The organism is Fibrobacter sp. UWS1, from assembly GCF_002300445.1.
GTDB lineage: Bacteria > Fibrobacterota > Fibrobacteria > Fibrobacterales > Fibrobacteraceae > Hallerella > Hallerella intestinalis.
Genome location: NZ_NSGW01000001.1, coordinates 966,661 through 985,611 on the forward strand (window position 1 = coordinate 966,661; position 18,951 = coordinate 985,611).

13 protein-coding genes are annotated in these 18,951 nt (G+C 50.4%); 3 read left to right on the top strand and 10 right to left on the bottom strand.

What is annotated here, in order from left to right; translation table 11 throughout:
• Positions 1 to 33 precede the first annotated feature (33 nt).
• The 7 genes from BGX14_RS03985 to BGX14_RS04015 all read right to left on the bottom strand — a co-directional run bounded on the left by BGX14_RS03985 (position 34) and on the right by BGX14_RS04015 (position 5,553).
• Positions 34 to 1,257, bottom strand: a complete 1,224-nt coding sequence (locus BGX14_RS03985) for an FISUMP domain-containing protein (protein WP_158223226.1) — start codon at positions 1,255 to 1,257, stop codon at positions 34 to 36.
• A gap of 65 nt (positions 1,258 to 1,322) precedes the next feature.
• A complete protein-coding gene (locus tag BGX14_RS03990) occupies positions 1,323 to 1,748 on the bottom strand; it encodes a hypothetical protein (RefSeq protein ID WP_095879127.1) in 426 nt (141 codons plus the stop codon).
• A 14-nt stretch (positions 1,749 to 1,762) separates the two neighbouring features.
• On the bottom strand, positions 1,763 to 2,602 hold the full coding sequence (locus BGX14_RS03995; protein ID WP_095879128.1) for a DUF4435 domain-containing protein: 840 nt from the start codon (positions 2,600 to 2,602) through the stop codon (positions 1,763 to 1,765).
• Entirely contained in the window at positions 2,599 to 3,723 is a 1,125-nt protein-coding gene (locus tag BGX14_RS04000; protein WP_158223227.1) for an AAA family ATPase, read from the bottom strand. Before BGX14_RS04000 ends, BGX14_RS03995 begins: the two co-directional genes overlap by 4 nt.
• Positions 3,716 to 4,081, bottom strand: a complete 366-nt coding sequence (locus BGX14_RS04005; RefSeq protein ID WP_095879130.1) for an HNH endonuclease — start codon at positions 4,079 to 4,081, stop codon at positions 3,716 to 3,718. The genes BGX14_RS04000 and BGX14_RS04005 overlap by 8 nt, the downstream gene beginning before the upstream one ends.
• A gap of 16 nt (positions 4,082 to 4,097) precedes the next feature.
• Positions 4,098 to 5,132 (bottom strand): toll/interleukin-1 receptor domain-containing protein, encoded by a 1,035-nt coding sequence (locus BGX14_RS04010; protein ID WP_095879131.1) that lies wholly within the window; start codon positions 5,130 to 5,132, stop codon positions 4,098 to 4,100.
• Positions 5,133 to 5,214: 82 nt separating this feature from the next.
• Entirely contained in the window at positions 5,215 to 5,553 is a 339-nt protein-coding gene (locus BGX14_RS04015) for a DUF3467 domain-containing protein (protein WP_095879132.1), read from the bottom strand.
• Between the two features lie 97 nt (positions 5,554 to 5,650).
• On the opposite strand from BGX14_RS04015, the gene BGX14_RS04020 reads away from it, so the two are divergent.
• The 3 genes from BGX14_RS04020 to BGX14_RS04030 are packed head-to-tail and all read left to right on the top strand — an operon-like array spanning position 5,651 to position 9,431.
• Positions 5,651 to 7,141 carry a hypothetical protein gene (locus BGX14_RS04020; RefSeq protein ID WP_095879133.1) on the top strand — a complete coding sequence of 497 codons (1,491 nt, stop codon included), beginning with the start codon at positions 5,651 to 5,653 and terminating at the stop codon, positions 7,139 to 7,141.
• Positions 7,141 to 7,938: an efflux RND transporter periplasmic adaptor subunit gene (locus tag BGX14_RS04025; RefSeq protein ID WP_095879134.1), complete on the top strand. Its 798-nt coding sequence runs from the start codon at positions 7,141 to 7,143 to the stop codon at positions 7,936 to 7,938. Before BGX14_RS04020 ends, BGX14_RS04025 begins: the two co-directional genes overlap by 1 nt.
• Positions 7,935 to 9,431, top strand: coding sequence for a TolC family protein (locus BGX14_RS04030; RefSeq protein ID WP_095879135.1), 1,497 nt, complete (start codon positions 7,935 to 7,937; stop codon positions 9,429 to 9,431). The genes BGX14_RS04025 and BGX14_RS04030 overlap by 4 nt, the downstream gene beginning before the upstream one ends.
• A gap of 7 nt (positions 9,432 to 9,438) precedes the next feature.
• On the opposite strand, the gene BGX14_RS04035 is transcribed toward BGX14_RS04030, so the two are convergent.
• The 3 genes from BGX14_RS04035 to BGX14_RS04045 are packed head-to-tail and all read right to left on the bottom strand — an operon-like array spanning position 9,439 to position 18,525.
• Complete coding sequence (locus tag BGX14_RS04035) at positions 9,439 to 10,029, bottom strand: hypothetical protein (protein WP_095879136.1); 591 nt, start codon at positions 10,027 to 10,029, stop codon at positions 9,439 to 9,441.
• Positions 10,022 to 11,260, bottom strand: coding sequence for an AAA family ATPase (locus BGX14_RS04040; RefSeq protein WP_095879137.1), 1,239 nt, complete (start codon positions 11,258 to 11,260; stop codon positions 10,022 to 10,024). Before BGX14_RS04040 ends, BGX14_RS04035 begins: the two co-directional genes overlap by 8 nt.
• Positions 11,261 to 11,289: 29 nt before the next feature.
• Entirely contained in the window at positions 11,290 to 18,525 is a 7,236-nt protein-coding gene (locus tag BGX14_RS04045) for a calcium-binding protein (RefSeq protein ID WP_143394118.1), read from the bottom strand.
• Positions 18,526 to 18,951: the final 426 nt, after the last annotated feature.

The window sequence follows — 18,951 nt, forward strand, 5'->3', positions numbered from 1 at the left end:
ATCCTTAAAGATGAAGTAATAACTTATGATGGTTTAGTAGTTCTTTACACAGCGAACACTCGCTCCCCATTTTTTTTCACAAGCGGAATCAAATGATGAATATTTTGAAATTCCTCCCCCTCTGCATCTATCTTCACGCGATGGATACTCTTCTGGATAGTCATAAGAAGCAGCATTATTCTTACCTACAAAAACATTATTTATAAGTTTTTCGTAATCATATCCCCGATACCCAGCAGCAACAAAACTCATTCCAGATGTATTCAAGCCTATACTTACCGAAAAAGATACTTCCGAAGCAAGTGAACTCATTCTGTCCTCGATATAAGTGCTTCCGCCTGTCGCATAAGATACGGCGAGCATTTCCAGCTTAGTAATCAAGTGCCAACCGTTCGGGCAAATTCCCTGGTGGAACCCATCATGGTCGGGATCTATCCGGTCGGCACAGCTCTTGCTATTGCACTCATACGGCAGCGCCATCATTTCGGCCCACTGGTAGAGTCCGCCCCACCAGTCGTTGCAATATTCAACGCTATCGTTATAGCAATACATTTCAACCTTGGTATCATCGTCCTGTTCATTTGCACCAAGCGTTATCTTTTCATGGTATTTTAGGTTCTGCGCAAATACGGTAAAAGTGATTTTAGGAACGCTGTCCGGGCCGTACTTGTTCGTTATTTCAATGGTCGCATACTTCGTTCCATCACGAGTGTCTTCATATTCACCATAAGACATGTTATAACCCAATGGACTCGGCAGGGGTTCATAGCCTCGGCTACTGCTGCTGCGGGCGACGGAACTAGATGAGGGAGGAAGATAAACGACCCACACACCATCTACACATTTGGCGAATTCATCTCCTATTTTTTTCTTTAAGCCTTCTTTTGGGCAAGGTCCCCCCATTACATCTTTAGAACTAGAAGAAGATACGGAAATTTCACTCGAAGACGAACTAACCGACGAACTGGACTTATCCTTGTTACTACTAGAAGAATCACTAGTCTTTACAGAACTTGAGCTCTTGGAGTCAGATGAATTCTTTGTTTCTTTTGCAGAACTACTTGATACTTCGACAGGCTCAGATCCCTTGACACTACTGGAAGACTTGTCTTTTTCTGTAGATTCATTTCCCGACGACTTCTTGTCAACAGAAGATGACGACTCATCCAAATCAGAAGTTTCTACCGATGAACTGGAAGTACCGGTTTCGTCGGAACTAGCCGACGAAGAGTCATCGCAAGCCGAGAACGCAAGCATTGCAAAAGCAACAGCGCTCACCAAGCCGAGTTTCTTTATCGTTTTCATTATCCATTCTCCTGTTATTAAACTTTTGTGTTGCCCTTGCCACCCAGGTTGTCCGGGTCAATAGAGAGCAGGGCTTGAATGTCCGCAACGCTCAGCGGTGCGGGCTGTTGAATATCCAAACTTTTTTGGGGTTTTACTATCAAGCCCTTGTTTACGGACTTGACTAGTTCGCCGGAATCTTCCGCCACATACAGCCCCGTCTCGGGGTTACGGACAAATTCCGTGTTGGCAAGCTGCTTGAAGCTCGCCTTGGTCAAGAAGTCGGCGTCGTTTGGGGTCACATTGACGGGCTGTTCTATCTCGCCAATCACCGCCGGGGCCTCGATAACGGCTTCGGGTTGTTCAATGCCACCCGGCAGCACGATGTCGCCCGGCGCGCCATCCATCATCTGTCGCCGTTCCAGCGACTCGATTATAAAGGGATTTTCTTTAAACTCTTTCATTCTTGCAAAAACTTTTATGTTCCCTCAAATAGTGAAACATTATTACTATCAGCCCAGTTTTTTAAATCAGTATAAAGGGTAGACTGCTTAAAAGCATCCATGTCGTAGCATTGAGGCAGAAATTCCTTCAAGTGCGGAATAGTCGCTAAGCAATCTAATAAAGCAAGAAAATCATGTCCATTGCAAATTAACGCGAATTCTTTTTCATCACAAAGTTCTTTAAGATTATTAAAATTGTCCCGATCTTGTTCCGTTTTGCCTTCGAAAAAGGAACTGTCAAGTTCTACTAAAGCGTTCTGTTTAAGAACATGGGCATTATCATCTCTAAAACGACCTATTTTTAATTTTTTGTTGAATGAATAACCAAACTCTTTAATGTCATTAAAGATTCGGTAACACCCTATTGCTTTGGCAATCGGCTTAACATTTTCAATTTTCTGTTCAATGTCAGAATCTTTCTGCTTTAGTGATGAAACCACCCTGTCTGACTTAAGCATTTGCATTTCAATGTCGCGTTGATCAGTCAAATACACATTCTTTTTTGGTGTATATGCCGGTACTAAGAAGTCAACAGAGTCCCTATCCCTAATTCCTATAATTTTGTCGTAATTCTCGTGTAGTATAGTATCTACGATTTTTTCAACATTCTTACAGCTTTTTCTTTTGTTTATCGATGATGACCGAACATTTAAGCGGTTCGTTGAAAAGAATTTGCTATAAACCAAAACATCAGGTTCATCTTCAACAATAACCCACATCGCTTGCATATGCGAATTGATACTTTGGTGAATGGCACCTAAAGTGTCGCCAGGACGGTTTGCTTCCGTCACTTCTTGCAATGGAGCTTGAATCATTCTGCCTTCCTCAGTTGACTCTTTTCAAACAAGTCCTGCGACATATCCCATCTTTGTTCAAAAATGTTGGAATTATGGGTGCAGATAATGAATTGCAAATCACTCCATTTACAAAGTTCCCTGATGACTTTGGGAAACTCAAGAATCCAAGACATATGCATGGAATTTTCAGGTTCGTCGACAAGAACTAAAGTATGTTCGCTAGATTCAAACAGCATTTTATAAACAAGCATCAAATACTGCCGTTCGCCAGATGACAAATCATCCAAATCGACAATCGTATTGTATTCGTCCGTCAACTTAAACCGGAAACCATCTTTCTCGGATATTGAGATTTTCTTGTTGATAAACTCATATCGATTTATGAGTTCCATAAACTTTTCAAGTTTATCAACTTCGTGCTTAATAGAAAACTCATCGTTCAAGAGTTTTTCAACAATTGAACCATATTTTTTGACATCCGTCAAGAATTCAGAATCCAAGCCGAAACCGAGCATTTTGTCAACTAGAGGAAATTTCAAACCTTCGATGGGTTCATTCACCGGGAATTCATTTTTGAGTTTGCTCTTTAGAAAATCCTCTATTTTATCAGAAAGCATCGATAGATTCTTAATGAAAGAATCATTACAAGTCTTCACAGGAGACTTTCGGTTTCTTTTGGGAAGATTCTTTTCTATGACACGTGTATCCGGAATGTACAAGATTTTCTTTTGCGAAAGAATCATCTCGACAGAGTGGTCCCCGCTCTTTTTCGGTGTGTAGAACTTACCATCACGCCCCTTTACAGAAACCTGCAATGGTTTTTGGCCTTCAAACAAAATGTCTAAACGAACATCAAGGTCATCCTGTTCATCGGAATCATCATTTTGTACAATCTGACATTCATCTTTTGTTACGATTAGACGTTTGGCATCTATTACACAATCAAAAGACTTAAACGGCAAAGCCGCCATAGTTTTCCAATCGGCACCATACAGAGCGACCAACAGTTTCAAAATTGTCGTTTTACCAAATCCATTCGGTCCCGTAATATACTTTACAGCAGGTCCGTTTTCATTAGTAAAGTCTAGTTCATAACTGAACTGATGCAACAAGCCTTTTACTGTCATTTTTTCAAGCATTGGGCGCTCCATACATAGAGTTCAAGAGTTCCATTTTATTCTTATTCACGACAAGAATTCGTTCAAGCTCAACATTTTTATTTCCACGAGCGGTCACTGCAGACTTATAAGAAGGATAGTCATCGCCCTTGCTTCGATTATTCTTGCAATGAAGAGGTCTTTTGTTTACATCATCGTCGCCACCACCTAATGCTTGCGGATAAATATGGTCAACTTCCCAGCCAAAATCGGCATCTGCATCGCCATATTTATCACGGGCAATCCATGCGCCGCAGGCATCCTTCCTAAACTTGGACGGGTCATAGTCCGGCACTTTCCGGCCCTTTTCCCAAATAGCATTAATTTCTTCTTCGGTCATAACAAAAACCTATCGTTTAGCATAGAACTTTGTCAATAAATTCAGTACTATTCAAATCAAAGTCTGCATCATATTCATCTTCAATAACACGAATAACCTCTTCATCTAGGGATTCTGCAAAATCCTTAAATTGCGCTAGAGCAGAATGGATTTTTCCTACATGCCGATTTTCTTCATTGACGCGAAAATCGCCGTCAAATGGTTCCCTTAAATAACCAGCATCCTTCGCCTTAACATATTCCTTATAAACCTCATCATCACAATCTCTAACAGTCAAGCCGAAATAATCATAAATAATGAACTTGCGAACATAACTATTCATTTCTTTTCCCTTCAAATACACCTCATGTGCGGCATCCTTAAAGGCCTGCAAAGAGTCTCTATTATTTTCTAGTTCAAGATTCCTGACCTCTTCAGCATCTTTTAATTCTTTTAAGCGAGCAATCTCTTTTTCTTTATACTCTATAGTCGCATTCAATTCTACGTTTTTCGTCCTTAAAGAATCACGCTCATTCATCAAAGTATTGTATTGTTCTTCAGTACAAATAAAAGGATCTGGTACGTTTATTTTTAGCGCTGGATATTCTTTAATAAAATGATCTATCTGATCTGATAGATAAGGCAAATCGGATTTGGACCGACATGTTTTTATGATTGACTGCACCGTAGAAAGTAAATTCGCTCTATCATTTATTTTATACAAATGCGTTCCGTTTAGAACACCACCAAAAACATTGTAGTCCAACTCAGAATCTAACAGAGGTACAAAAAGTTTACTTTCTCTAGAAATCCATGTTGCGCCTAATTCTGCACAACAAAATTCCGATTGTTTATAGTTTTTAGAAAGATAAGCAACAACGACAGAAGCTTCTTGTAGAGATTTTCTGATTGTTTCATTAAAAAAATCACCCCCAGAGCATCCCATTCCAGAAATACTCGTACAAAAGAAATCTTGTTGTTTCAGGTTACACGCCAACTGAAGCACTCTCTGCAATGCCTCAATTACAGGTTTATCTGCACTAGAATGACTTATAAAGATTTTTACAGGCATAAAATCCTCTTACCTAAAGAAAACCTATCCCTCCTCCCCCTCCCCCAAAGAGATTGGACCTTGGGGGCGGGCGGGGCGGGCGTTACTTGGCCGACTTGCCGGTGGCCTTGGCGGCCGCGGGAGCGGCAGGGGCTGCCGCCGGGGCGGTATTCACGCCAATATCAAGCGGGCCGTACTTCTTTTCGTAGGCGCGCACGGTGGCGCTGAGCATAATGGCGAGGCGCTTTGCCGTGTAGGGGTTCATCACGATACGGTCGGAGATGGCGACATCGACCTTTTCCTGGTTCATCTGCCATGCGCGATTCACGCCGAGAATCATCATCACCTCTTCGCGCCCGGCCACTACGTTGGTCGCGTTCACGTAGGTGGTGCGCATGTCCTTGTCGTTCCATTCGATTTGCGGCTGCTTGTTTTCTGCCATTTTGCAATTCCTTTGTTTTTAAGGTTAATGTTTTTATGGATATTTAGTAAAATGGAGGGCCTTTTACTAGATTTCCGAGGGCATATCAAGGGGTTTTATGAACCTGGTCAAAATCTATACATCCTTTGCTGCGGCGCTTGCCGTGGCGGCTCTCGTTTCGGGCTGTTCCGTGTCCGATTCCGAGGACGACGAATACTCCAAGTGGACCTTCTCGGGCAGTGTCGTAAGCGGCTCCACCGGGCTTGGCCTCGAAGGGGCCTCCATAGACTACCTGGACGATTCCGGCAAGCAGGAGACCGCATCCACCGACGAATCGGGGGCATTCTTCATAGACGGCCTGCCCTACGGCCAGCACACCTTCACCTTCAGCCACTACACGGTTGACAAGAAGGACACGCTTTACTACGCCCCCAAGATTATCACGGTGGCATCCACGGGCGAATCGAGCTACATGGAGGGCGTAGTGGCGAGCGGGTCGCGCGTCGTGCGGCTTTCGCCGCTGAACGCGGGAATTTCCGGCGAACTCTATGTGCAAGAAGAGGCCACGGGCGTAAAGTCACCCGCCCCCAAGGTAAAGCTGCGCCTCGCGCACCAGGACACGGCCTTCGTGAACATCGCCCCCGAAACTTTCTCCGCCGCGACGGATTCGCTCGGACGCTTCGCATTCAACAAGCTCCCCGCCGATTCCGGCCTCACGCTCTCGGCGGAACCCTTCACCTACAAGGGCAAGACCTACCGCTTTTCGAACACGGCGCTCCCCCGCCTGCGTTCCGACGCCGTTCACGACATGGGCAGAATCTTCCTCGTCCGCGACACCCTCAAGGAGAGCGCCCCCGTCATCGTATCTTCAAACGTGATGGACAACAACCGCATGGGCTACAAGAACCTCTCGCCGCTCATTACGCCCTACTACGTGTTCAGCGAGGCGCTCAGCAAGGAGAACATTTCCGTGAGCCTCGCGGGCGATTCCGCAACGGTCCTCATGCCCGAAATCAAGGGCGACACGCTGTACCTGCGGCACACGGCCCCGCTTGCCGCCGAGAAGTCCTACTCCGTGAGCATCGTGGGCTACACCAAGAAGGGCGAGAGGCTGACCGTAGACCTTTCGGGCGACGCGGCCTTTACCACGAACCGCGGACTTTATGCCGTCACGAGCAACGCCTGGGCGGCAAGCAGCCGCTACAAGGCGACTTTCTCGGTAAACGACACGCTCTGGGTCAAGTTCTCCGACTCGCTCGCCACGGTCCAATGGAGCAAGGCGGCAAAGGTCAAGAAGTCCATCTACGCCGACAACATTTCCCCCAATGCCGACGCCTGGATCAAGGCCGACACGCTGTTCGTCAAGATGTTCGAGACATTCGACGACTCCCTTGCGGCGGGCGACACCGTGGGCATGAACATCACCGCCCACGCGAAGAACGGGCTCTACTTGCAGGGGCTGACGGTGCTCACCGAGCTTTCCAAGGCCCCCGTGTCCAGTTCGTCCGAGGCTTCCAGCTCTTCCGAAGCTTCGAGTTCGTCGGCAGAGTCCAGTTCATCGGTTGCGTCTAGTTCGTCATCCAGTTCTTCCAGCGCGGCGGCAGACTGATGCTCGGCAAAGCCCTATTTACAGCACTCGCCCTCGCGGCATCTGCACTTGCGCAGCAGGGGTTCGACGGTGTCACGGAACCCATCAACCAGGCCCGCGTCGGGTTTACCGTGTCCGGGAAGATTGACAGCATCTGGGTCAAGGAAGGCGCGTTCGTGCGCAAGGGCGACACGCTCATGAACCTCGTGAACCGCGAAGAACGGCTGCGCGTCCGCATCACGGGTATCACGGCAAACGACTCCTCGGCTGTACTCTCGGCCAGGGCGAAAATCCAGGCCTACAAGAAGGATCTAGACGCGACCCGCAACCTTTACGAGAACAGCAACTCCGTAAGCGCGGAACAGGTCTGGGAAAAGCAGATGAACCACGACGTGGCGGCCGCCGAACTCACCTCGGCGCAAACCGAGAGGGAACGCGCGAAGCTCGAACACGATGTCGCCCGGGCAGAACTCGAAAAGCGCGTTCTCACCGCCCCCTTCGACGGCGAAATCGTTTCCATATCCAAGAACAAGGGCGAAAGCGTCGAAGCCCTGGAACCCGTCATCGAAATCGCGGATGTGCGCACCTGCCGCATAGTCGCCTATGTGGTGGCGAACAGGTCGGGCAAGCTCAAGCCCGGCCAACAGGTAAGCCTTTCGCTCGACGGACGCAAGCAGGTTCGCCGCAAGAAGGGCAAAATCGAGTTCGTGTCGCCCGTGGTGGACAAGTCCAGCATGCTGCGCACCGTGAAGGTCATATTCGACAACACGGACCTGGCCGTCGAGCCGGGAGTCACGGGGAAAATCCTGCTTAAATGAGTTTCCGCGCCGTAAACATCATCGCCACCCTGGCTGTAGTTGCCGCCCTTGCCGCCGAAGAAAAGGGCGACTCGCTGTACCTGGATTTCGGGACGGCCCTGCAGGCCGTGCTCACGAACAACGCCGACGTGACGGAAGCGAAGTTCGCGTGGCTCTCGGAATCCGAAGCGGCCACGGGGGCCTACGGCAAGTTCGAGCCGAGGCTCGTGGGCCGCGCGTTCAAGGAGACCGCCGAGCGGCCCGGCGCACTGTTTACGGAGACAAAGGAAGAATACAGGATAGGCGTACAGGGGGCGCTCCCCACAGGCACCGAATATAACGTGGGGTTCAACCAGGCCACCTACACGCACAGCGACTACACCTCGGAACTCTATTTTGGCGGGGAGCTGCGCCAGCACCTCCTCAAGGACGGCCCGCTGTTCTTCTCGGCCACGAACGAGCTGGAACAGGCAAGGCTCCGCAGGGAACTCGCCTACCAGAAATACCGCGAGGCACTGAACGACATTTTGGAGAAGTTCTGCGACGCCTACTGGAACTACTACTACGCCGACAGGTTCCTTGCCTCGGCCACCGAGTCGGCCCGCGTGGCAAAGGACATCGTGGAAGATGCGGGCAAGCGGCTCAAGCAGGGTCTGCTTTCGCCCCTTGACTATAGCAAGGCCGTCGCGGAGTATTCCGACCGCGAGTCGGCAAGGCTCGACGCACTCGACAAGCTGCGCGGCGCAAGGCTTACGCTGTTGCTCACGCTGTCGTCCGGCGAATACATCCACGACCCCCGCCCCATCGCCATGCGCCCGGACCTTGCCCCCGATTCGGCGGCAAGGCTGGATTCGCTCACCTTCCTGGATTCCATGTCGCTCATGCATCCGGGCTACCTATCGCAAGGGGCCGAGGTCATGCTCCGCGAATCGGAACTTTCGGCAAGGCGGGCAGACTGGCTCCCTACCGTGGACCTCGTGGGCAATTACGGCATAAGGAGCCGTAACGACAAGGCCCGCGAGGCCGTGAGGAACTTCAAGACCGAGGGCAAGCGCCAGACCGTGCTTGCGGGCGGCATAGAGATAAACATACCGCTGTTCGGCGGCGTTGCCGAGCGGCACCGCATATCGGCCCAGAAATACAGCGTGAGGGCCGCCCGCACAAGGCTTATGCTGTTGCAGGCGCAAATCTTCGAGGAATACCGGATTCTGCAGAACAGGGCGCAAGAAATCCGCGAACAGTGGCGCTACGGGCAGATTGCGGTGGAATACCACCAGAAGGAACTCGAAGAGGAATTCAAGAAGCTCGCCATGGGCAAGAGCAACTACCGCGAAATTTTCGAGATGGAAGAGGACCTGCGCGAAGCGGAGCGCCGCCAGCTCGAAAACATGCGGACCCTGCGCGTGATAGATGTGCGGCTTATGCGGGCCTCGGGCAAACTGCTACTGCAGAACGGACTCGAAACCTGGAAAAAAGATAGACTCGTGCTGCGCGACGACCTGACCGCAGAATAGGGCAAGTCTATATTTCCGTTTCCGGGATTCTGACAACGCCCTTATCAAGAATCAAAAGGTCATTTTCACCAAGCAAATTTATCTTATATTCCTTGAGCCATTTCAATTCTTCATCCTGGTTTGCCGTGAAAGATTTGAAAGGCGATTTATCGCTATGGTCAGGAACAGATATATTGAGAAAACTCTTGCAGTGATTTCTATCGAAGATTTGCTGGCTTTCCAAATGCGACCAGGTTGACTTAAGCTGTTCGTATGCCTTGTCCGCATTAGCCTCGATGTTGTGCGCTCTACAATACTTCAATTCGCAAAGAAGCAAAAACCCACCATCAACAACATCTCTCGGTTTGAAAAGGCATTCGCAATTTTTGGTTTTATCGGGAAAGTAATCCGGATGTTCTTCAAAATTAACACCGTAGATTACAACATGTTTGGGATTTTGCAAATGGAATGACTTTATATCGTCAAACTCGGATTCCGAGACGCAGACGCCCTTTTTTGCGCTCTCCGGTTCGAAACAAGTCTGTTCCGTATAATCGGCGACCCACACGTCATTTTGATATTCGCGGGCGTGTTCGAATTCTTCAACAATGTTAGCCATAGTATGCTGCATAGTTGGAAAATTCGCTCATCACACGCTTCATTACGCGGTCAAAGTAATTGCCTCGAATGAGTCCATCTTCATCTTGTAACGGGGTTACAGTCCCATCACGTAATTCCCATGCAGCTACATTTTGTGGATCTACAAAACAATCCTTTCGGTCATCATCCTGCAATCTGTCGCGAACAATATATCCAAGCATATAATTGTTAATCGCATATAAAAGGTAGGGACTATGCGTCGCAATAAACAATCCGTCAGAATGCATCGAAGCATTTTTCAGAAGACTTTGTACAAGTTCGACCTGCGTAAGCGGGAAAAGATTCTGCTCGGGTTCTTCCAGGTATATATCCGAATACGCAGTACGAGTAAAGTTCTCGTATAGTTTCAAACATTCCTTATAGTCTTCTTGAGACTTAAAGGGCAATGTCAAGCGACCGACTTTTCCAAAATATCGATCTTCTTCGCTTGCAAGCGCTTCCAGGGATTTTTTGTAGCGTTTTTCGTATATATGGAAAAGCACCGATTCGTTTTCACTATCACTTACGATATTGGACGGCAACTTGGCAGAATACTGTTCGTCAAAAAGGAACTTCAGGTAAGCCCACATTGGGATAACGGACTGCAATCCACTAGATGCATTCGTCAAGTTAACCTTGTTTCCATCACCAAGCAAGACATAATCCCTAGATGCTTCCGCATCATAGTAGTATTTGACATTCAAATCCAAAATATCAAGCATATTGCCAGGACTATACATGCCCCTGACACCATTCCAGTCTGCGATAAAGTTTCGGATATTCGTATTATCGAACTTTACCTCAAACCAGTTGGGAATAGCCGCAACAAGATTTCTTTCCGAGGGTATATAAGAAATCTTACTTCGCTTATATCGCCAACAACCGTCAAATATAGTCAAGTCAAATGTCGATTTACTGAAATCGCAAATAAAATGAACATAATCGGATTTATATTCAATAAGACTTCCATAACGGATATAACCTTCCAGTTTATGGAATACGATTAGATTATCAATGACATAGCTAAAGTTGGCAAAGCCATTTTTCCCCTGTTCCAGCAAGATGCGTTTTTCTGCCCAGGCACAGAAACAGGCTATTTTCAAAATGCAGCTTTTTCCTGCACTCTGTGGACCAATTACGACGTTTATCTTTTTCAAGTCCAAAGAAACACTTTGTATCGGACCGATGTTTTTTATTACCAATTTCTTCATATGCATTTGCGCTCCAAAATTAGTAAAAACTACCCGATAGAAATGACGGCGGTGCCTGCGGTGAGTGCAGTCACGCGGATTTCGTAGCGGTTATCGCCATTGGGTGTGTCGGGTATATCTACGGTGAAGTAATAGCCCGATTGCGTGGTAGCCGTCATGGTTGTGCCGTTCACGTCCCATTCCCACTCGAGAGCGGGAACGCTATGGCCCTGACCATCAGAAATCAACACGATGTTCGGGTTCCACCACGGATTGTCCTTGCCGGGCCAGGTGTCGCTTACCAGCAGCACCGTTTCGCCCTCGGCAAAGGTAATCACCTGCGCACCCGAAGAAATGTCAATCGTGCGCGAAATCGTGCCCGGTGTCACTTCCTGCTGCACGGTCCAGTCCTTGTCGGTCGCATCGGTGAATGTATCCGTGCCGCCGTTTGCAGACGCTTCGAGCGTCACGCCCGGCACATCGCCATCCTCGAACTTGTCCTGGATATCCCCGGCATCTACCGTGGGCGAACCGAGATACGCCGCATTGTCGGCCTGGTAGTTGTTGCTTTCGAGCACCGTTTCCACATCGGGGCGGAATACGCCCACGGGGTTGTTGTGCTCCAGCACCAGCGAGGCGTTGTCGCCAAGGGCGACATCGTCGCCCGAGCCGAGTGTCACCGTATCGGGCCCCTCGCCCGCCACAACCACGTCGCGGTCCATGCCCGTGTAAATGGCATCATCGGCACCGAGGGCATAGAGGCCGTCGTCAAGTGCCACAGAAGAAGCCCCGTTCACCCGGTTGATGTTCGCGAAGTCCGCGAGGTCTTCCCCGGCGGCATACGGCACATCCATGTCGAATGTGAGCGCGGCGCTGTCGCCGAATACAAGGTCGCGGTCATGGTCGCCGCCCACGGCAGCATCGGCCCTGCCCGAGCCCGCCACCACCTGGATGGCCGCAATCACCGGCAAGTTCATGGGCCACTGGCCGCCTTCCGTGTGCAAGTTGCGAATGTACAGGTCGAAGGTATCGCCCGCAACACCGTGGAACACCACGTAGTTGCCGATGAGTTCCACCATGGGGGTCGCACCCGAGGCAAGGTTCGCGAGCGCATCGCTACGGCTCCTACAGGTCGCCTCGCGATAGTCGCCGTCGAAGGCGTGGCCCTTCCAGTCGTTCAGGTAGCGGCTACCATCCTCGGAACCCTGGATTTCGTAGATGTGGCTGTGGGCGTCCGTGTCGGAGTCGTCCGCACCCAGGTACACATACACGTCGCAGGTCCCGCCCTCGCCACGGAACGAAGATAGGTTCGTGAGCGAAACATGGATGTCCTGCTGTTGCTGGGCGGCAGTATAACCCGCGAACAGGCGGCTGTTGGCCGTGTCGCCGTCCAGTTCGGTAGAGGTGCGGAACACAAGGCTCCCGTTCTGGCCCTGGTCAGTCGTTCCCGAATCGTACGATGTCAGGGATATGCCGACGGAACTGTCCGTGACCGTGCCGCCGTCGCTGTAGCGCAGCACCGGAGTCGTGGAATTTTCGTTACCCTCATGCGTGTACAGGTGGTTGTTGTACAGGTAGAGGTTGTTCCAGCCGGTGTCGTGCACTACGCCCGCATGGCCCGAGGCCATGGTGGAATCGTCCGCGTCGCGGGTCGTGAAGTTGATACTCAGTACCTTGCGGCCTTCCACCGTCGCATCCTTGAGCTGTTCCAGGTCGCGGATGGCGGCAGGGCCGTTCGCGGCGTCAAGGCTTTCCACCGTAGCCTCGTCACCATAGAACGCCTGCGCGATGCCCAGCTGCGTGAGTTCGGACTGGCTACCCGCAAGAATCTTGTCGCCACCGAGACCGCCCACAACCGTATCGTTGCCGTCACCAGTCACTATGCGGTCGTCAAAGCCGACTCCCTGGACAAGGTCTGCTGCGGCGGGGTCAAGGCTACGGGCAGACGACATCATGGTATCGCCAGTGCCCAGGCGATCCTCGAAACGGAGCGAGGCGCTGTCGCCGAACACAAGGTCGTTGTCGCGTATGCCGCCCGCAAGTTCGCCGAAGGTAGCCATGTAGTCGCTACCGGCACCGCCCACGACGATGTCGTCGCCGCCACCCGTCGAAACGATATCATCACCGCCGAGGTTCAACTGCGTAGACACGGCCACATCCTGCGCATACAGGTCGCCGCGCACCTGGATGGCCGCGATGCCCGGCAAGTTCTTGCCGTTGGGGTGCTGGTCGGGGAACGCGTCCTCGATAACCACGCGGAAGCTGTCGGCAAAACTGGCCGCAGACACCGTGAACACGGCGTAGTTCGCGTAGGTTGCCGCGGATGCCGTCGTGGCTGTAGCCCGTTCGTAGCCGCCGTCAAAATTTTCGCCTTCGGCATCGTCCACATAGAAGCTCTGCAGGGCAGCACTGGAGTCGCCCACATACAGGCTCACCTTGCGGACGCTGTGCTCGTACGCGGAATGGGAATCCGGTATATCCAGATAGACCACCACCCTGTATTCCGTAAAGTACTGGGCAAGGCCATCCACCACAACTTCGAGCCTGTTGTCGCACTGGGCGTTCGGGGCCGTGGTCATGAGGCCCGCGTTCATCAGCGCCGCATCTGCGTCGGTAGAGGCGTTCGCGAAGTTGTGGCCGTAGGCCTGCAGGTTGATACGGTTGTCGGTTTCCGTGTTGCGGTGGCTCTCGATGCCGCCATAGCTCACGCTCACGGCGCTCGCACGGGTACCGTCGTCGAAGCGCACCACCTCGCGGTCGTCGTTGCCGTAGGTGCCCGCAAGGTTCCCGCCCACGTTGTTCCAGTTGGCGCTGCGGTAATCGTCGCCATGGGTCGCGTTCAGGGCGCCCGCCACAGCTTCCGACGAAAGCCCGGTCTGCGAGGCTCCCTGGAAGTTGAAACTGAGCGTCGCCTCGGTGCGGGTTTCCACACCGCTTTCGGCGGCATTGCCCTGGAAGGTCGCAAAGCCGTTGTCGCCAAACACGACATCTTCACCTTCGCCAGTCTTGATATGGTCGCTATCCAGGCCGCCGAACACCACATTGCGGCCATTTCCGGCATCGATGGTGTCACCACCTGCGCTACCGTCTTCGAGACCCGCTCCCGTAATATTGCGGTCCTTGTTGGTGACCATAAGCGCATTGCGCCCGGTGTCCATAATGACCTTGCCGCCATCACCCACAATAATGTCGTTTCCGGCACCCGTGGTAATGGTATCGGCATCGGTTCCACCGATAATGGCATTCTTGCCGTCGCCCGTGGTAATCGTGTCGCGACCGCCCTCAGTATCGCTCTTGCTCTCGGCAATCAGGCGATCCGACAACACCGTGTAACGTCCACCATCACCAATCACAACGTTGTCGCTGCCGCCAATACCGATTGTATCGCCAGCCTCGCCGCCCATGGCGACATTCTTGTTGCCGCTGATGGTCACAGTATCGACATCACCCACAGAATCGCTCGTGGTCTCTACAGTATGCAGGCCAAGGTTCAGCGAGTCACCATAGACCGCACCCACATTCGCCGCGTTATAGTATTTAACGGAACCATTATCGCCAAGGGCAATGTTGTTGTTGCCCGAAACAGTAATGGTGTCGCCATCGGCACCGCCAATCACCACGCTATCGGTTCCACCGACATTTATAGTATCGGAACCACCCTCACCATCGTTCATGGAGCGGATTTCGTAGGCTCCGCGACGCACACCGTCCGTCTGCAAGCGATGCACGGGTCCGTTTGCAGCGGTATCGTCGCCATGGTTCTTGCTTATGCCAGTCGTATAGTCAAGACCGCTGTTCGTAGAACCGAGCACAGTCACGGGGTTTTGCGGGTCTTCGCCGTAAAGCACCTGGCCACGGTCGCCGAACGCGATGCCGCCACGGTTCATGTTTATGGTGTCGTCACCGAAACCACCTAAAACAACCATGTCGTTACGGGTCACTGCATTCGAGGTGGCGTTGATTATATCGTCACCACCCTGGGCGTTCACCACAAGCTGACCGTCACCGCTGTAGCCATGCTTGAAGCTTACCGAGACAACGGAAACGCCGCTAGCAAGCGTGAAGGCGCGTTTCACGGCAAAGTAAACCGAATCGAATTCCGTCACTTCACGGCGCTGGGTGGTGCCGTCGCTCAGCGTGGCATCTACATAGATTTTTTCCGATACATCAAGTGCGGACTTGGCCACATTGAACGCCTCGGCACTTCCGGTAAGCGTGTAGGCGTATGTTGCGCCACCGTTATCGGCAGTTCCCGAAAGAACGGCAGATGTACCCGAAGCAATTTCAGTTGCCGATTCCTCGGCATAACTGTTTATGTTCACGGTATCGTCAGTAGCGTTTCCGCCAGTAACGCCAGAACCCGTATTCACCACGGTGAATGTCTGGAATCCATCCTCGCGGTAGATAGTCTTGTTCACATTTACCGTGTCGGAACCCGAACCCAGGTTGTATTCGGCATATTCCATCTGGGCGGCAGCGATACCTTCCGCAGCAAGGTCACTATGGTTGAAACGCACTGCGTGGGCATCAAAATCAGGCACCTGATTTTCAGCCTCTACAACCATACTACTACCCGATGTCATTGACGTAAACGCATTCAGCGAACTGGTCTTGGCATTTTTATCATCCTGGTTGTTCACAAACAGGCGGTCAACCATAGTCGCCTCATCCTGGAACAGGTAATCCTTGTTGCCAGAAAGCATTATCTTTGAATTGGACGCACTGAAATCAGCACAATCGTCGTTCAGAGTCAGGGTGACAACACCATCCGCAATGGAACAATCTACAATTTGGAACCATCCAGATTCTTCAACGGTTCCCGCTCCAGTCGGAATAAACTTGAGCGTCTTCTTAAAAAATGTTGCTTCATCTGTCACATCCATTTCAAGTTTTTCAAAAATGGAAGCATACAAGTCCTGATTATCAGACAAGGCGATAGAGACAACATTTCCTGCCACACTCCGTGCAACAAAGAGGGAGCCCATATCGTAATTGTTCTTTTCGTTATAATCGCTTGCGTCAACATTCTGCGTACTTGCCTGAATCTTGTGTTCGTATTTCAGCAATTCGGGATTATCCAAATCCACGTCGATGCTCTTACCTTCACCATAGGCATAGACAGGGCCATCAATTTCGGCTATAGTCTTGTCGTTCCCAGCCGTAACCGTCGTAAGTCCGTAATCTTCCCTGTATGTATCGGCAATGGCTGAAACAGTCACCGTATAAGAAGTCTTCTCGCTGGTAAAGGCTAGAATCAGGCTGCCATCGGACTCCGGCGTCACTCCTTCAGCAGATAATGTTACCTGCTTATTTTTCTTAAGCGAGCCATCCTGTTCGAGAACATCCTTTGCGAAAGCAAGCTCCTTCGTACTAACCTTCACATAAACAGTCTTCCCTGCAGCAACAGTCTGATTTAGTCCAACAGAACATTGGACAGAATTGTGACTATCGCTTGCATATTCGACAAGAGTATCTGCATGGCTGCTTACGACAACGGCAGGAGGCATATTCTGGGGTTCCGTTGGCGTTGCAGGAGGTTCGCCAGCGGAATTTGTCGAAGAAGCTATCGTTCCTGTTACAGTCAGTGTTCCGTGCAATGTGACAAAACGATTATTGTCGGCATTATAGAACACCAGCACATTGCCGTTTTGCTTGTAGTAGATTCCTGTAGTATTTTGGGATGCTCCCGCCACGGGAACATCTTTGCCATTATATTTAACCGTCAGTGACTGAATCTCGTCGTATGCCAGGATGGCCTTGGAACCGTCAATTCGCATGGAATTTGAACGGACATTTACCACAAGAGTTTTTCCTTTGCAATTTGAATCATTTATCGTCAGGATACCCGTCGTAGTATTCAGCGTAGAGGGTTTCACACCATCTTCACCAACGGCACACACCTGCATCGTGTAACCTTGCGGAAGACCCTTCGCCCACTCTCCAAGTTGAACGGGGCTTCCCGTATAGCGGAACTCTTCGGAATAGCAGAGCAACTGGTTCGATGCAGAATCGGCACTATTGCCAACTGATACGGCTAGTGCAGACACAGAATCGCTTAGGGCTGATGTCACACTTTCGTTTTGCTCGGTACGGGTCCAGAAACTTTCCACAGAAACCGACTTGACGGATTCTGTTTCAGCAAGCCTGTCATTAAAGGCAATAATCCTTATATGGGAACTTTGGTGCGAACTGTCGAACGTAAACGAAACAGTTTCGCCGTAACTGACTACATTTTCGCTATCATCAATCAAGGCGATCATTACACCTCGGTCGCCTTGCATAAACGCCGTATTCGAAAGAATAGGAGCACCGAGAGTTACTTTGATTGAACCGCCCTTAATATCGCCCGCATAGCGGACATAGAAGTCACCTGCTGTTCCCTCATTTATCGATATATTCGAGCAAATATGGTTTTCTGAATCCGTAATAAATACAGCGGGAGCGTTACTGGTATCTACAATGTTAAACTTATCCGCAATTACCTTTGCGGTATCGAAAGCCGTATCTCGGGTAGCCTGCTGGGTTGCATCAAGCCCTTCGCTAGTCAAAATTTCATATTCAACATAGCACGCCTGACTATCCGCTTCTGAACTGCGAAGGACCTTATCTTCGTCAAGGCCACCCGTAGTGAAGGTATCATTACCCTTGCCACCGTTCAGTTCCGTCACCTGGTCTTCCCGGATTCCAAGCACATAGAACATGTCGTCACCGCCAGCCGCATCGAAAGTGGTCTTTTCTACTCCGGCAGCCTTTACACCTACCATGTTACTAAGGGTTCCATCCTTGGTAACGACAACAGTATCATCGCCATTGGTTCCGCGAACAAACAGCGAGTCATCACCTTCTCCACCATCAATGGAATTACTCCCCTTCTCGATAACGTCGCCATTGACATCGCTGAATCCATAAATGGTAAAGTTATCGTTTCCTCGGCCACCGTTCATGCTCAAGCGACCGACATTGTTCAAGGAAATAAAATTGTCTGTACCTAGCCCACCTTCAACATTCAGCGAGGTATCTTTCGTGACACCCGTGCTTAAGAAAAGACCGTCATCCGTCTCGACGGTTTCAAAATGGTCATCTTCAGCAACTTTGGCGTAATCACCACTATCGCGTTTGGACTTATAAACCTGCCCGATATGAATTTTATCGTTCCCGGCACCAGCGTCAATGTTGGTTTTCTTCGCCGTGCCATCAACAAAGATTTTATCATCGCCGCCATTGGCATTCAGGTTTACCGCATTCACATTCCTGGTGAAATTCACTCGTTCAATGTTAGAATTCATTGAATCATCGATACTTGAATTAGGCAACAAGGCAACAAAGCCCAATTTCCCATCTGTGCTACGGCGCATCAGCAGCAAGTCATTATTTTCTGTCCCTTCAACCGTGAGAGTATTAATTTCCCCCTCATCTTCACCGGAGTCCGTCACATTGGCATAGTTGGTGGTGCTGTCGCCCATCAAGTTTACGAACACCTTGTCGTTGCCGCGCTGTCCGTCCACAAAGTCCATACCCGGGCCAGTAGTTATCTTGTCGTTGCCGCCCGTCGTCTGTGATTTTGCATTGGCATATATCTTGCCATGTAAGCCATAGTTATCACCAAAGACAATCTTGTCATCAACACCGGGTTGAGCGGTCAATTCATTTCCATCGGCAATCGACGACGGCAGGTAATCCGTCACACCATTGTCGCCGTACAGCATATCGTT